Origin of the sequence: Pseudofulvibacter geojedonensis (assembly GCF_042675745.1) — a bacterium.
In the GTDB taxonomy this organism is placed as follows: domain Bacteria; phylum Bacteroidota; class Bacteroidia; order Flavobacteriales; family Flavobacteriaceae; genus Pseudofulvibacter; species Pseudofulvibacter geojedonensis.
Map to the genome: position 1 here is coordinate 499,786 of NZ_JBHTJM010000002.1, position 13,993 is coordinate 513,778.

At 30.7% G+C, this 13,993-nt stretch carries 15 protein-coding genes; 6 read left to right on the forward strand and 9 right to left on the reverse strand.

Annotated features, from left to right (window positions below; translation table 11 throughout):
- Positions 1-2 precede the first annotated feature (2 nt).
- Entirely contained in the window at positions 3-860 is an 858-nt protein-coding gene (gene nadC, locus ACFQ1O_RS02885) for a carboxylating nicotinate-nucleotide diphosphorylase (protein WP_377713111.1), read from the reverse strand.
- Between the two features lie 83 nt (positions 861-943).
- On the reverse strand, positions 944-2,290 hold the full coding sequence (locus ACFQ1O_RS02890; RefSeq protein WP_377713114.1) for a glycoside hydrolase family 71/99-like protein: 1,347 nt from the start codon (positions 2,288-2,290) through the stop codon (positions 944-946).
- Between the two features lie 253 nt (positions 2,291-2,543).
- Between ACFQ1O_RS02890 and rlmH the strand changes: the two genes are divergently transcribed.
- Both rlmH and ACFQ1O_RS02900 read left to right on the forward strand, forming a co-directional pair.
- Positions 2,544-3,017: a 23S rRNA (pseudouridine(1915)-N(3))-methyltransferase RlmH gene (rlmH, locus tag ACFQ1O_RS02895; protein ID WP_377713231.1), complete on the forward strand. Its 474-nt coding sequence runs from the start codon at positions 2,544-2,546 to the stop codon at positions 3,015-3,017.
- A gap of 24 nt (positions 3,018-3,041) precedes the next feature.
- Positions 3,042-3,614: a non-canonical purine NTP diphosphatase gene (locus ACFQ1O_RS02900; RefSeq protein WP_377713116.1), complete on the forward strand. Its 573-nt coding sequence runs from the start codon at positions 3,042-3,044 to the stop codon at positions 3,612-3,614.
- On the opposite strand, the gene ACFQ1O_RS02905 is transcribed toward ACFQ1O_RS02900, so the two are convergent.
- Entirely contained in the window at positions 3,615-4,148 is a 534-nt protein-coding gene (locus ACFQ1O_RS02905; RefSeq protein WP_377713118.1) for a hypothetical protein, read from the reverse strand. It lies immediately after the preceding gene.
- A 315-nt stretch (positions 4,149-4,463) separates the two neighbouring features.
- Between ACFQ1O_RS02905 and ACFQ1O_RS02910 the strand changes: the two genes are divergently transcribed.
- Both ACFQ1O_RS02910 and ACFQ1O_RS02915 read left to right on the forward strand, forming a co-directional pair.
- Positions 4,464-6,296, forward strand: coding sequence for a DEAD/DEAH box helicase (locus ACFQ1O_RS02910; RefSeq protein ID WP_377713120.1), 1,833 nt, complete (start codon positions 4,464-4,466; stop codon positions 6,294-6,296).
- 180 nt (positions 6,297-6,476) lie between these two features.
- Positions 6,477-7,238 carry a carboxypeptidase-like regulatory domain-containing protein gene (locus tag ACFQ1O_RS02915; RefSeq protein ID WP_377713124.1) on the forward strand — a complete coding sequence of 254 codons (762 nt, stop codon included), beginning with the start codon at positions 6,477-6,479 and terminating at the stop codon, positions 7,236-7,238.
- Between the two features lie 6 nt (positions 7,239-7,244).
- Here ACFQ1O_RS02915 and ACFQ1O_RS02920 read toward each other — a convergent pair whose 3' ends face one another.
- The gene (locus ACFQ1O_RS02920; RefSeq protein WP_377713127.1) at positions 7,245-7,628 is read right to left on the reverse strand and encodes a VOC family protein; all 384 of its coding nucleotides are present in this window, start codon (positions 7,626-7,628) and stop codon (positions 7,245-7,247) included.
- A 7-nt stretch (positions 7,629-7,635) separates the two neighbouring features.
- A complete protein-coding gene (locus ACFQ1O_RS02925) occupies positions 7,636-8,301 on the reverse strand; it encodes a TrmH family RNA methyltransferase (RefSeq protein ID WP_377713234.1) in 666 nt (221 codons plus the stop codon).
- A 38-nt stretch (positions 8,302-8,339) separates the two neighbouring features.
- Between ACFQ1O_RS02925 and ACFQ1O_RS02930 the strand changes: the two genes are divergently transcribed.
- Together ACFQ1O_RS02930 and ACFQ1O_RS02935 are read left to right on the forward strand one after the other, a co-directional pair.
- Positions 8,340-9,491: a tetratricopeptide repeat protein gene (locus ACFQ1O_RS02930; RefSeq protein ID WP_377713130.1), complete on the forward strand. Its 1,152-nt coding sequence runs from the start codon at positions 8,340-8,342 to the stop codon at positions 9,489-9,491.
- Positions 9,492-9,513: 22 nt separating this feature from the next.
- Positions 9,514-10,203 carry an SIR2 family NAD-dependent protein deacylase gene (locus tag ACFQ1O_RS02935; RefSeq protein WP_377713132.1) on the forward strand — a complete coding sequence of 230 codons (690 nt, stop codon included), beginning with the start codon at positions 9,514-9,516 and terminating at the stop codon, positions 10,201-10,203.
- Here the strand turns inward: ACFQ1O_RS02935 and ACFQ1O_RS02940 are convergent.
- The 4 genes from ACFQ1O_RS02940 to ACFQ1O_RS02955 are packed head-to-tail and all read right to left on the reverse strand — an operon-like array spanning position 10,172 to position 13,993.
- Positions 10,172-10,639, reverse strand: coding sequence for a heme-binding domain-containing protein (locus ACFQ1O_RS02940; RefSeq protein WP_377713134.1), 468 nt, complete (start codon positions 10,637-10,639; stop codon positions 10,172-10,174). The genes ACFQ1O_RS02935 and ACFQ1O_RS02940 overlap by 32 nt on opposite strands.
- Positions 10,640-10,651: 12 nt before the next feature.
- Positions 10,652-11,104: an RES family NAD+ phosphorylase gene (locus ACFQ1O_RS02945; protein WP_377713136.1), complete on the reverse strand. Its 453-nt coding sequence runs from the start codon at positions 11,102-11,104 to the stop codon at positions 10,652-10,654.
- Positions 11,104-11,556, reverse strand: a complete 453-nt coding sequence (gene parS / locus ACFQ1O_RS02950; RefSeq protein WP_377713138.1) for a type II RES/Xre toxin-antitoxin system antitoxin — start codon at positions 11,554-11,556, stop codon at positions 11,104-11,106. Before parS ends, ACFQ1O_RS02945 begins: the two co-directional genes overlap by 1 nt.
- 40 nt (positions 11,557-11,596) lie before the next feature.
- On the reverse strand, positions 11,597-13,993 hold the full coding sequence (locus ACFQ1O_RS02955) for a hypothetical protein (RefSeq protein ID WP_377713140.1): 2,397 nt from the start codon (positions 13,991-13,993) through the stop codon (positions 11,597-11,599).

Here is a 13,993-nt window from a genome sequence, read left to right on the forward strand (position 1 = left end):
GATTAAACAGCTTTTAAACTTAGATCTAAATTATAAACCGAATGTGTTAAAGCCCCTGATGAAATAAAATCTACTCCACACTCAGCATAATTACGAGCTGTTTTTTCGTTTATTCCTCCAGACGATTCTGTTAAACACTTATCACCAATTAATGCTACCGCTTTTTTGGTGTCTTCATAATTAAAGTTGTCTATTAAAATTCTATAAACCCCTTCTGTTTCTAAAATCTCTGCAATTTCTTCAAGATTTCTAGCTTCAACAATAATTTTTAAATCTTTATGATTCTTTTTTAAATAGTCTTTTGTTTTATGAATAGCTTTTGTAATTCCGCCAGCAAAATCTATATGGTTGTCTTTAATCATGACCATATCGTACAAAGCAAACCTATGGTTTACACCACCTCCTATTTTTACAGCCCATTTTTCTAAAGCTCTAATACCTGGAGTTGTTTTACGGGTATCTAATATTTGAGTTTTAGTTCCCTCTAACAAATCAACAAATAATTTTGTTTTAGTAGCAATCGCACTCATTCGCTGCATTGCATTTAATACTAATCTCTCTGCCTGCAATATACTTTGAGAACTACCTTCTACGTAAAAAACTATATCGCCATATGCTACCTGACTCCCATCTTTAATAAGTGTTTCTACTTTTAAATTTTCATCTACGTATGCAAATACTTTTTTGGCAAATTCTACACCAGCTATAACACCTTCGTCTTTTACTAATAACTTAGCTTTACCCGTTGCAGTTGCTGGAATGCAAGACAGTGAAGTATGATCTCCATCTCCTACATCTTCTCGTATAGCATTACTAATTATTAAATCTATCTCTGTTTTAAATTGCGCTTCTGAAATCATTAAATACCATTTATGATTTTCAAATATAACACTATTTATGGATTGCAATACTATTGTTTTATCAGAAGAATTAACGCTTTAATCTATCCATATAAATAATACACAATACAAACATATAGCTTGGCTTTATTAACCCTAGAAAGCATTAAGTTTTTGTGTGCCTTTTTTAATAAATGTTGAGCGAAACTATTACCAGATAATTGCTTCTTTAATTTATAAATGTAGTACGGAATACGCAAATCGTTATTACTATAATCTACTCCAGTAAAATTTTGCACTTCTTCTAGATACGAATAACCATACTCCTTAGTAGGCTCTATCATAGTGCCTTCTCCAAAATCATTCCAAGTAATTAGTTGTACAAAGTCTACAGGGTATTGAGTTGTTATATTCATAGATTCCATAAAAGTTTGTACTCCATTATGAGGCAAGACCCAATCATAATCTGTACTATTTTTCCAACCTCCTTCTATATAAAAATCGTTAAAACCTGGGTAAACAGCTCCTCCAATATCTAAATTAGTAAAATCTGCTCCTTGGTAGTAATTGTTTAGAACAGAAATGTGCCCCTCATCTACCCAAGCAAATTCACCAGTTGAAGTGCTTCCTACCACACTTTGAGCTCCCCATAAAGACAACACTCTAGGTTCTTCTGCTAATACCGAAAATACAATATCCCAATCTGATGGGCTGTCTACATAATTAGGTCCAAAAATCATTAGTAAATCAATCCCGTTTAGTTGAATATAATTATCGTTAGAAAAATAATATTGTTCTATATACAACAAGTCATTTTGAGCTGTTTCTATTTGCTCTTGGGTTAAAAGTCTAGAAGATTCTTCTCCTATTACTCTATCTTCGTAAGTAATAGCAAACTCAATATCTGTTTTCTCTAATTCACCAATAAAAGACTCTACATTTACTTTAATACTATCAAAGTCAAGTACACTTCTACTTCCATACCAATCAAATATAACTCCATCTATACCACATAATTTCATTAAAGATAAATGATACTGTTGCAAATCTTTATCTGTTGTATCATAGGGTCCTATTTTTGGATAATAATGTGACGCTATTTCTCTTTCTCCCTCTTCATTTATTACGTTCGGATTTTTGTTTGTCATTGTCCAATGTTGTCCCCATTCTCCACTAATTTCCTCACTTAAAAACCAAGGCATATAATGTGCGTATACTTTTGTAGAATTTGTTTTTGATGCGCTTTTAGCTCCAAAACTCTCTTTTAAAAATTGCTGCTCGAATTGTTCTATTTCTTTTTCTGTAATTGGTTCTTTTCTTTTAGATAATTCATCTAGCTCTTCTAAATTTAATTCTTTTACCCAATTACTTACAACATCTTCCTCATATACATTTTCTTCACTTTCCACCTCAAAATTTTCATCATCATTATTACATCCCAGGAAAACCAAAATGACACAAATGAAAATTAATCTATATATTAATTTTAAACACATAACTTTTTTTTTGTAAATAAAAACCTATTAAATCTAATTATTTTTTACCTATAAAACAATATTTTAGTACATATCTAGCTTAGGTGTTCATAAAAGTCGATGAAGTAAACTTTTAGGTTTTGTTATTAAAAACATATTTTTGTTTTTTTAATAAAAGACTAACAACTTACTATAAGCAGTTATGTTGTTGGTGAAAAATATGTTATTCTTGAATATCAAGTTACTCGCAATAGGAAAAACAGATGACAAGCAACTATCATTGCTTATTGAACAATATCAGAAGCGTTTAAAGCATTATGTTAAGTTTGATTTAGATATTATTCCTGATATAAAAAATGTTAAAAACCTTTCTGAAAAACAACAGAAGGAAAAAGAAGGAGATCTTATATTAAAAAAAATATCTGCTACAGATGTTTTAGTTCTATTAGACGAAAATGGCAAGCAATTTAATTCTATAGAATATGCTAATTATTTACAGAAAAAAATGAATTCTGGTATCAAACAATTGGTTTTTGTTATTGGTGGTCCTTATGGTTTTTCTGAAGCTGTTTATAAAAAAGCTCAAGGAAAAGTATCTTTATCTAAAATGACTTTCTCACACCAAATGATTCGCTTATTTATAGTAGAGCAAGTCTATAGAGCCTTTACTATTTTAAAAAACGAGCCTTATCACCATCAATAAACATCATTCAAAATTCAAATTATCATGCAACTTGTTTTCGCAACAAACAACCCTAATAAACTACAAGAAGTTCAAGCTATGTTACCTAACATAAAACTGGTAACTTTAAAAGAAATTAACTGCACAGAAGACATACCCGAAACTTCACCAACCATTGAAGGTAATGCTATTCAGAAAGTTAATTATTTAACTCAATATTACAGCGAAGATGGTTTTGCAGATGATACTGGTTTAGAAATAGAAGCTTTAAATGGCGAACCTGGTGTGTTTTCTGCTCGTTACGCCGGACCACAAAAAAAAGCCGAAGACAATATGAATTTAGTTTTAGAAAAATTACAATCTCAAACTAACCGAAAAGCTAGATTTATAACAGTAATTGCTCTCAACTTAAATAGAGAACAATATATATTTGAAGGTGTTTGCAACGGAACCATTATAGAAGAAAAACGTGGTGAAAAAGGTTTTGGTTACGACCCTATTTTTGTTCCTGATGGATACAATAAAACATTTGCAGAAATGACTCAAGAAGAAAAAGCCACAGTGAGCCATAGAGGAAAAGCGATACAAAAATTGATAGATTTTTTAAACACTCAATAATTAAATTGATTTTAAAAAAATAGAAACTTCTTCTTCTAAGTTTTGTATTTCCTCTTCGTTAACCAACTCATAAAGAGTTTTGTTTTTATATTTTCCAATAAGAAGTTTTACAAAAATCTTTTTTGGAGTTAAAGTACATTTAATTTGATTATTACCCAATCTAAATTCTTGTCTAAACTGAAGCTTAGATAAATCTACGATTGCTGTATTCGAATTATTTAAAGAGATTTTGGAGTAATTTTTTACCAATTCTTTTAAAACATTTGTATTAAAATCTACCTTGTTTTTTACTTTTTTCTTTTTTAAGTCATAACTGATTTTTGCGACAGCTTTTATCATTTCCTGCTCTAAAGCTGACATTAGTTGCTCTTCTTGATCAGCTTGTAAAGGCATAGTGCTTTCTATTTTATTACATTCTAAGACTAATAAATCATGTAAACTTAAACTATCTACTGCTTCTTTTAAATAAACAATTTCTTTAAACTTAATGGTATCTGTTGCTTTTTCAAAAACAGATAATTTAAGAGTATCCATTAACACTCTTTCTTGAGCTAAACTAGTTTTTCCTATCAAAAAAATGAAAAACAAAAAAAATATTATTACGCAATTTTTCATTTTTACTCTATAATTATTAAACAATAAACATACTAAAAAACACTTCTGTACACTTAAATACTTCCTGAACATTATTATCAAGATACTACATTTAAATATAAAAGCCTATATTTGCCAAGAATTTAAACCGTCAGAGCGGCGGTATTGGTTACAAATGTGCGATTTATTTTATGCCTTTTCGGCATTCCGTTGGGGAGCACGACTGTAACATTAACAGAAGTGAAAAAATAAAATATGGCAACATTTAATGAGTTAGGCCTAGGCGAGTTATGCCTAAAGGCAATTACAGACATGGGGTTTGAAACTCCTTCTGAAGTACAAGAAAAAGCAATCCCTTTATTATTAGAGCACGATACAGACATTGTATCTTTAGCACAAACCGGAACTGGTAAAACAGCTGCTTTCGGATTTCCTCTTATCGAAAAAATAGACTCTACTAGTAAAAAAACTCAGGGGTTAATTTTATCTCCCACTCGTGAGTTATGTTTACAAATTACAACCGAATTAAAAAAATATTCTAAATATATAAAAGGTTTAAATGTAGTTGCTATCTACGGTGGGGCAAGCATTACGGACCAAGCACGAAATGTAAAAAAGGGAGCTCAAATATTAGTAGCTACTCCTGGTAGAATGGGTGATATGATTCGCCGTGGAATGGTTGATATTAGAGAAATAGATACTTGCGTTCTAGATGAAGCAGATGAAATGTTAAACATGGGATTCTATGAAGATATTACTGAAATTTTATCAGACACACCTGAAGAAAAAAACACCTGGCTATTCTCTGCTACTATGCCAAGAGAAGTAGCCACTATTGCCAAAAAGTTTATGAGCAATCCAATGGAGATTACCGTTGGAACGAAAAACACAGGTAATAAAAACGTATCTCACGAATATTATACTGTTTCAGGTAGAGATCGCTATTTAGCTTTAAAACGTTTAGCAGATGCTAATCCGGGGATTTTCTCTGTAATTTTTTGTAGAACCAAAAGAGATACTCAAAATGTTGCAGAAAAACTAATTGAAGATGGTTATAATGCCGCTGCATTACATGGTGACTTAAGTCAGAATCAGCGTGATTTAGTAATGCGTTCATTTAGAACCAAACAAATACAAATGTTAGTTGCTACAGATGTAGCTGCTCGTGGAATTGATGTAGACGACATTTCGCATGTAATTAACTATCAATTACCAGATGAAATTGAAACCTATACTCACCGAAGTGGTAGAACAGGTAGAGCCGGAAAATCTGGAGTTTCTATGGTAATCGTTACCAAAAGTGAGCTACGCAAGATTAAATCTGTTGAGCGAATTATTAAAACTAAGTTCGAAAAGAAAGATATTCCTAACGGAAAAGAAATATGCGAGGTTCAATTATTTCACTTAGCCAACAAAGTAAAAAACACTGAGATTAATGATGACATTGAAGTGTATTTACCGAGCTTAAGCGAAGCTTTAGAAGATTTAACCAAAGAGGAACTAATTAAAAAATTCTTCTCAGTAGAGTTCACTCGTTTTGCAAATTATTATAAAAAATCTAAAGATCTGAATGTATCTGGAGACAAAGCAACTCGAGGAGAACCAGACGGATCTATACGTTATTTCATTAATGTTGGAACCAGAGATGGTTACGATTGGATGCGTTTAAAAGATTTCTTAAAAGAAGTATTAGAATTAGGTAGAGACGATGTATTTAAAGTAGACTGTAAAGAAAACTTTTCTTTCTTTAACACCGATAGTTCTCACTTAACTAAAATCATGGAATTTTTTCAAGATTACCAAGTAGATGGACGCTTTATAAATGTTGAAGTTTCTAAAAACACTGGTGGCGGTGGTGGAAGAGATCGTGGTAGAAGAAGAGGAAGACGCGATGGAGACTCTGGTGGTTTTAGAGGCAAAAGAAGCGGAGGAGATTCTAGAAGACGTGACAGGCGAGATGCTGGTAGTGGAGAAAGAAGACGTAGAAGCGGAGGATCTGACAACGGAGGAAGCAGACGAAGAAGATCTGAAAACAGTAACTCTGGAGATAGAAAACCTAGTTTTAGAGGTAGAAGATCTAGAGATTAAGCCTTATCAAGGCTTTAAATACATAATTTTATTTTCTGTCAGTCTGAGCTTGTCGAAGACTAATAATAACTTGATGATATTATAATTACAGATATAAAACCCTGTTAATTTTTAACTAAAAAAAGTGCGAAAGCGCTTTTTTTAGTTTAGTTTAGTACCATAAAATTGATAACTACTAAAGTGAAACATTTTTTAGCGTTTATATTAGTCATATTAGTAAGCACTTTTTCTTTTGCTCAAGATGTCAAATTACTTAAAGGAAAAGTAGTTAATACTGCTGGTTTTGGACTAGAGAATGTTCACGTAGTTAACTTAAATCAAGTTGTTGGTTCTATTACCAATAAAGAAGGAGATTTTAGTATCAAAGCAGTAGCTAACGATACTCTACACTTTTCTTTTCTAGGATATAAATCCATAAAAATTAAAGTTACCAACGACTGGATTAATTTTGGTTCTTCTACAATAGAACTTACCGAAAGTGCCTATGCATTAGAAGAAATATTAATTCTACCTCATAAGCTAACCGGATACTTAGAAATAGATTCTAAATATATTCCAATTAATAAATCATATCGATATAGTATTTCCGGACTTTCTAAAGGATATGAAGCTGGTAAAAAAGGACCTGGAGCTATCAATAAAGTACTTGGGGCTATATTTAATCCTGCAGATTTACTCTATAACACCTTTAGTAAAAAAGGAAGACAAATGCGTAAGCTTCGTGATATGAAAAAAGATGATGAAATACGTAACTTACTCATCAATAAATTCGATAGAGACTTACTTACTTCTTTTTTACAAATAGATAAGGGAGAACTTGAAGATGTTTTAACACAGTGCAACTACTCTAAAGAGTTTATTAAATCTGCTAACGACCTTCAAATACTTGATGCTATAAGCGGTTGTTATGAAGAATACAAAGTTTTAAAAAGAAAAAAGTAATCGCAATTACTTAGTAATATTATGATACATCGCCATTCTATTACCTTCTGTATCTAAAAACAAGCCCATACAACCTACTTGTTCGTTTATTAACTTTTTTTCTTGCAACACTTTACCTCCAGCTGCTTCTACTCTACTTAATTCTTTAGCTAAATCGCCTTCTAAAGATTCAAAGTAAATCATCACTCCTTTATTATCTGAAGGTTTATAAAATTTCTCATTCTTAATTAAAGCACCAGAAATTGCCCCTTTCTTTTCTCCATCAAAAGGAAAGAAAGCCATTTCCTCTATTCCCATTTGTTGCCTTTGCAATGATATATTAAACACCTTCTCGTAAAATGCAATTGCACGATCCATATCTATTACTGGAATTTCAAACCAAGCTACCATAATCCTTTTATTTTATATTATTTAATTCGTTATATCGTTTCATTACTTTATCTATACTCTTAATCGTTTTTTTCATCCAATGTAATTGATAATATTCAAGCTCATCTTCAGACAATTGCCAATTTACTTCAGACTCTCTTAACTTTTGTGTTATAGATTGTAATATAATCGCTGCTGATACAGATATATTTAAACTTTCTGTAAATCCTACCATAGGTATTTTTAAGAACCCATCTGCTTTTTGTAAAACTGTTTCGCTTATTCCATCTTTTTCAGAACCAAAAAACAAAGCTGATTTTTTAGTTATATCAAAATCTTTTAAATAGCAAGAGTTTTCGTGAGGAGTGGTAGCTATAATTTGATAACCATCTGCTTTGAGTTCTTCTATACAAGCATCTTGAGAACTGTGATATTTTAAGTCAACCCATTTCTGTGCCCCTAATGCTATTTGTTTATCTAATACATTTTTGTGCTGCACTTCTATAGCATGAGCTTGTTGAATTCCAAACACATCACAACTACGTATTACAGCACTTGTATTGTGCATTTGATAAACATCTTCTAAAACTACGGTAAAGTGTTTGGTTCGGTTTTTGAGTATATCTAAAAACTTTTGCTTGCGTTTTTCGGTTACTAAAGGTTCTAAATAGGCTCGCAACTTGGTATCAATCATAAAATCAGTTATATTTAACATCAGACAATTTACTTAAAATGCCTAAACTATACCTACTATTTCTATTATTTTGTTTTTCTGCCTTTGCTCAAGAAAAAATACCCGATCATCCTAAAAACGATGAGCGCATAAGAGCTTTTGGTTTACAACTATCTAATAGTTTTGCACAGCAAAAACCAAAACTTTTCTTAGAGCATGTATTATTTAAAAACATGTATCGAAAAGTGATTTTAACCGATTTAGAAAACAAACAACTAACCAAGTTTAACAAGCGATTTTCTTCTGATATTAAAAACAAATTAGCTTCATTTCCTAAAGAAATGATAACTAATTTAAACCAAGGTGATTTTTACAACTTTGTTAGTTATTTTTATGATGAAATAGATAAAACTTACCATTTAATTTTCAGAAGTTATAGTAGCAAAACAGGAATAAATTATCATGACTATAAAATACTATCTTACGAAAACAAGTTAATTATAGACGATGTATACGTATACGGATCTAATCAATTATTATCTGAAACCTTAAAACTATTTTACCTAAGTAGTGTTTCTAAAAAAGACTTGAAATCTATCATTGAAAAAAGCGATTACAAACTTATTCTAATGTTAAAAAATTATGTTGATGCGGTTAATAGTAATGATGCAAAAAAAGCATATCAACATATTGGTATTTTAAACAAATCTTTGAGTTATAAAGATCGATTTGTTGCCGCTCTTAAACTAGAAACTTCTCATAATATTAGTGAAGAAGCATATTTTGAATCTATGGAAGATATTCTTGCTAATTTTAACCTAGATCCAAGTATCAACTTAATTGCTATTAGATATCACTACTTAAACAAAGATTACGACAAAGTAGCCACTTGCTTAAATAAACTCTACAACCATACAAACGATTCTTTTTTAGATTTTGAAAAAGGGAACTTAGCTTATGCGCAACAAGAATATGAAATTGCTATAAACTATTATAAAAATATGATTGATCAATACCCGCAATTTGACTTACCTAAATTTAGTTTACTAATGTGTTACGAGCGCATAAAAAGTGCTGACAAAGCAGTACTTTTACTAGAATTTATTGTAAAACATACTGGTTATAATAAAAAAGATTTAATTAGTAAGGCCAAAAACCAATTGCCATTTGTAAGCAAAAGTAATTCCTTTAAAAAATGGGCAAGACAATAATTTTCTATCAATTCTTTATTCTATGAAAAAAAAATTAGTGGTACTAAGTGGTGCTGGAATGAGTGCCGAAAGCGGTATAGCAACCTTTAGAGATGCTAACGGTTTATGGGAAGGACATGATATTATGGAAGTTGCTTCACCTGAAGGTTTTGCGAATAATCCTGAGTTAGTTTTAGATTTTTATAACAAACGAAGAGCTCAACTAAAAGAAGTACAACCCAATCTAGGTCATACCAATTTAAAAAAGTTAGAAGATCTATATAACGTTACAATTGTTACTCAAAATGTTGACGACTTGCATGAAAGAGCGGGAAGTTCTAATATTATACATTTACATGGAGAGTTAAGAAAAGTACGCAGCACGTTAAACGAAAGTCTTATTTATAATTGGGAAGAAGATGTTAATATAGGAGATTTTTGCGAATTAAAGTCGCAACTAAGACCTCATATTGTTTGGTTTGGAGAAGATGTACCTATGATAGAAAAAGCAATATTAGAAGTAGAGCAAGCAGATATTTTGGTTATTATTGGCACTTCTATGCAAGTATACCCAGCTGCCGGGCTTGTAAATTACGCACCTATAAACACACCCATATACTTTATAGACCCAAATCCAGCAGTAAATAAATCAGATTTTAACAATTTAACCATTATTAAATCTGGTGCCTCAGAAGGCACTACTACATTGGCAAATTTGTTGTCTCGTGCTTAATTTTAACTAGTTGCAACCAATTTAATAATTCCTTTTTTTCAGTCTCATCAAATTTTGCATCGCCATGCATAATAGTATACGATTCTAAAGGCATTTCTCCTTTTTCAATCAACTCTATACACTCTTCTAACTTGTGTATCTTCTTTTTAGGAGAAAAAGTACTCCATAACGAAAAATTAAGCTCTCCTTTTCCGTGATCTACATGCCCTTGCACCCAAAAATTAACAGGTGTAATTCTATCATACCAAGGATAATTAGTATGATTTGAATGACAATCGTAACAAGCATTATGCAACATTGCTTTTATACGGTCGTTAGGCTTTTCTGTTACTACAAGATCAGAACTCAACAATTCTGTTGATTCATTTTTTTCTGGATTAAAAAACTGAGCAATTCCAAAAATAATAAGTAGTGCTAAAAATATTTTCTTAATCATATCTTTTCTTTTTTATAAAACTCTATTATCAAACGGAAATGGAGTTACTTTACTTAATTTAACTTTTTTAAAATCTGGATGAAATGGATTGATAATGTAATTATATTCTTGTGGTACAATTATACTTGGCACTTTAAGCAATAACTTTTCTTGTTCTTTAATCCATTGATACCCTATATCTTTTAACACTCTAGGAGAAGGTACTTTTTTCCAGTTATCTGGAAGGTCTTTAACAACAATTTCCTGAATAGAGTTTCCAGGAATTTCTATGGTTGCAAAGGCCATATCTTTAGGCGTAAAAGCTGGCGGAAAATGAGCTAAGCATTCTAACATAGATAAAGAAATTGTGCTACTGGTATAACATACAGATATTCCTTTAAAGTTCCATCTTCCGCCTACAGCTTTTGCTCCAATGCCTGTTAAATCTCTTATGTAAGCCTCTTTAGCTATTCTATATACTTGCATTATGAGAAAACTCCGTATTCTATTTTTATTAACTCGTCATTTAACAACTGAAACCCAAAAGTTGTATCTAACAACTCTTTAGGCATTTTCATTCCTAAAGCTTGGCTTGGGTACAGCATCCATTTTTTAAACAAATTTAAATCTCCAAAAACTTCCTCTCCTTTACAATACAATCTAGCTAATTGTATTGCTCTTTCGCTAACTTCTAAACTTAATATTTTAGACGATGCATAACGCTGTAAAGTACGTTCAGAAATATGCAATACTTTAGATAATTCTTTTAAATCAAAATCTATTTTTTTAGCTAAGAACAATAAATTACGCTTGTTAATACCATTTCTAGATAGTTCTATAAAATCGTATACATTATGTAATGGCATATCTAGGTTTAAATAACGTAATAAACCTTGACCATTCTCTTCTGGTAATGAGTATTGAGTTGTTGCTTCCATAGTAACTTACTTATCTATGTCAAATATACAAATAAAAACGTCAATTGTCAAGTTGTTTGCTTTTTTCATAACTAATTAACTCTTTTAAATACTCAGAATAATTTTTTTCAAGACACTGTTCCATTGAATATATTGCAGTTTTAGACAAATACCTTCCTAAAGGTAAAATAGGAGTTATCTTTCCATCTGTATTATTATTTGCTTCTCTAACAGCTTTTTTAACAACATTATCTGCTTTTCTATTAAGATCAATAGTGGTTTTTCTTAAACCAATTCTATAATCACCTAACCTATCGATCATCTCTTGAGTATGTCCAGATCTTACTTGTAACAAAGTATGCATAGGTGTATTTAGCTGAGAAACTGGTTTATAAACATTTTTTAAAGCAGTGTCTAACTCACTATAAATTAAAACACTCTTTAGACATATTTTATCTCTAATGGCTTCAAATCGCTTTAGAGCCAATACTCTCTGAAAAGTTTCTTTAATATTAATGGTTACCGTTCCGCCTATATTATCATAATAACCAGCATCGCCAAACTGTCCCAACTCTTTTATCTCACCTGTTGGAGTTATATACGGAAAAGCAGCATTGATACGCATTGCTTCTACTAATTGGATAGATCTTTTACTTTTTCTTGGTAACGAAAGTATCCTTTTAGAATCCTTATCTTTTAATTGTTTACTATTTAAAGCTTGATAAAAATTCAAATAACCACAAAAATTAGGGGAGTTTTTAAAATCTACCGGACTTATTACATTGTACTTACCAGATTGGGTATGGGCAGAGTTCATAAACAATAAAGGAGGAATAAAATCTGTACTGTCTTTAGCGCTGCTGTAAAATGACAAGATGTCTTTATGTAAAACTTCTCCTTGGTTAAAAGTAGCACGATGTCTTTTTTGCCATTCTTGTTGTAAAAGTTTACCTCTATTATCAAAAGATAAAAAGCCAATTATATTTTGTATTAAATCTCTACCTAATAAACCTACTATAGATGTTGATAAATAATTACCGGCATAGATTTTACTGGCTTTATATTTTAACCTATAAGGAGAGTCCTCATTTACCTCATCTTGTGCATCTAATTGATATGAAACATTTTTATTAGTATTGTGTGCTGTTTGTGCAGTAGCTAAAAACATAGCGTTCCCTACATTTCCTCCTGAAGCACCCGTTATAGATAACAAATGATCTGTATAATATTTATTATTTGATATTTCTGATAAATAGCTATGTACTAATAAAGACCATAAACCAGCCCTAGACCCTCCGCCTTCTGCAGAAATTAACAGAACTGGATATTCTGTTTTAGCTTGCTTAATTTTATCTTCTCTACTTACCAACCAATTATATAAATACTTCTCTAGAGGAGGCCTGGTATAATTTGTTTTAGTTTCTTCTAATACATAATGATCAAAACCTGTTCTATTCGCATTTATTTCTCCAAAAACAATGGCAATAATAAAAACTGTAGTAAACAAAGGAAAACGCATTTTTTTCCCTGCAAAAACCAATATAAAAGACAGTGTATATAGAGCTGTTAAACAAATTAGTATAACTGACAAAGGGTTTAAAAGTTTGGTTGCATATGGATTAAAATTAAAATAGATATATAGAATTACAACTAATAAACCAGCTACTATAATTCCTCCGTAAAAGACAGGTTTGTATTTAACTTTTAAAAGTTCTTTTGTATTAAAAGAAATTACCAAAAATATAATTGCTAAAGCAAAATTAGAAGAAAATAATAATTGTAAATCTTTCTCTGTTTGGCTATTTACAGCACCTAAAACAAAGATAAAACCCAATAATGCTATTAATACACCAATAATTAAATAATCAGACTTAGGTATTTTTCTAACTGTATTTCTTATAAAATTATAAATATGATATTCTAATAACAGTAACAACAATAAAGTTACTACAACTAAGCTTTTAAAAGGGTTTATCCAGTCTATTGCTAAATTTTCTATACCGTATAATTCTATTACATTTAAAATTGCAAATGCAGATATAAACAATAATAAACAACCTAAAACCCTTGGTAATACCCTACGTATATGGTGCTTACAATTATAACTATAATGTTTACTATCTAACAATATTGAGTCGTAATGTTTTGTAGGCACAAAACCTATTACATTTTTAAATTTTACCTGAGTATAATTAGCTTTGTAATAATATTTAGGAGCATTCCATATAAAAAACGCTAATATTAATAACAATGCAAAATATAAAGGAACTTCTAATGCAAACAACTGTAATAAGTTTGTTGCATCGTTTTGGTTTAACACAACTAGCAAATCTAATGTTTGAGGAAAGTGCCACAACATAAAATACAGCAAAGCAACTACAATAACACTAATTATATTATTGGCTAACTCTGCTAAAAGTATTTTTACCCAAATACCAAAAGCTCTAACGTATTTCAT

Bases quoted from the DNA above. Each gene is read 5' to 3' on its own strand.
- ACFQ1O_RS02910 (WP_377713120.1), top strand. From the start codon at position 4,464: ATGGCAACATTTAATGAGTTAGGCCTAGGCGAGTTATGCCTAAAGGCA.
- ACFQ1O_RS02935 (WP_377713132.1), top strand. From the start codon at position 9,514: ATGAAAAAAAAATTAGTGGTACTAAGTGGTGCTGGAATGAGTGCCGAA.
- ACFQ1O_RS02905 (WP_377713118.1), bottom strand. From the start codon at position 4,148: ATGGATACTCTTAAATTATCTGTTTTTGAAAAAGCAACAGATACCATT.
- ACFQ1O_RS02925 (WP_377713234.1), bottom strand. From the start codon at position 8,301: ATGATTGATACCAAGTTGCGAGCCTATTTAGAACCTTTAGTAACCGAA.
- ACFQ1O_RS02940 (WP_377713134.1), bottom strand. From the start codon at position 10,639: ATGATTAAGAAAATATTTTTAGCACTACTTATTATTTTTGGAATTGCT.
- parS (WP_377713138.1), bottom strand. From the start codon at position 11,556: ATGGAAGCAACAACTCAATACTCATTACCAGAAGAGAATGGTCAAGGT.
- nadC (WP_377713111.1), bottom strand. From the start codon at position 860: ATGATTTCAGAAGCGCAATTTAAAACAGAGATAGATTTAATAATTAGT.
- ACFQ1O_RS02920 (WP_377713127.1), bottom strand. From the start codon at position 7,628: ATGGTAGCTTGGTTTGAAATTCCAGTAATAGATATGGATCGTGCAATT.
- ACFQ1O_RS02930 (WP_377713130.1), top strand. From the start codon at position 8,340: ATGCCTAAACTATACCTACTATTTCTATTATTTTGTTTTTCTGCCTTT.
- ACFQ1O_RS02900 (WP_377713116.1), top strand. From the start codon at position 3,042: ATGCAACTTGTTTTCGCAACAAACAACCCTAATAAACTACAAGAAGTT.
- ACFQ1O_RS02955 (WP_377713140.1), bottom strand. From the start codon at position 13,993: ATGAAATACGTTAGAGCTTTTGGTATTTGGGTAAAAATACTTTTAGCA.
- ACFQ1O_RS02945 (WP_377713136.1), bottom strand. From the start codon at position 11,104: ATGCAAGTATATAGAATAGCTAAAGAGGCTTACATAAGAGATTTAACA.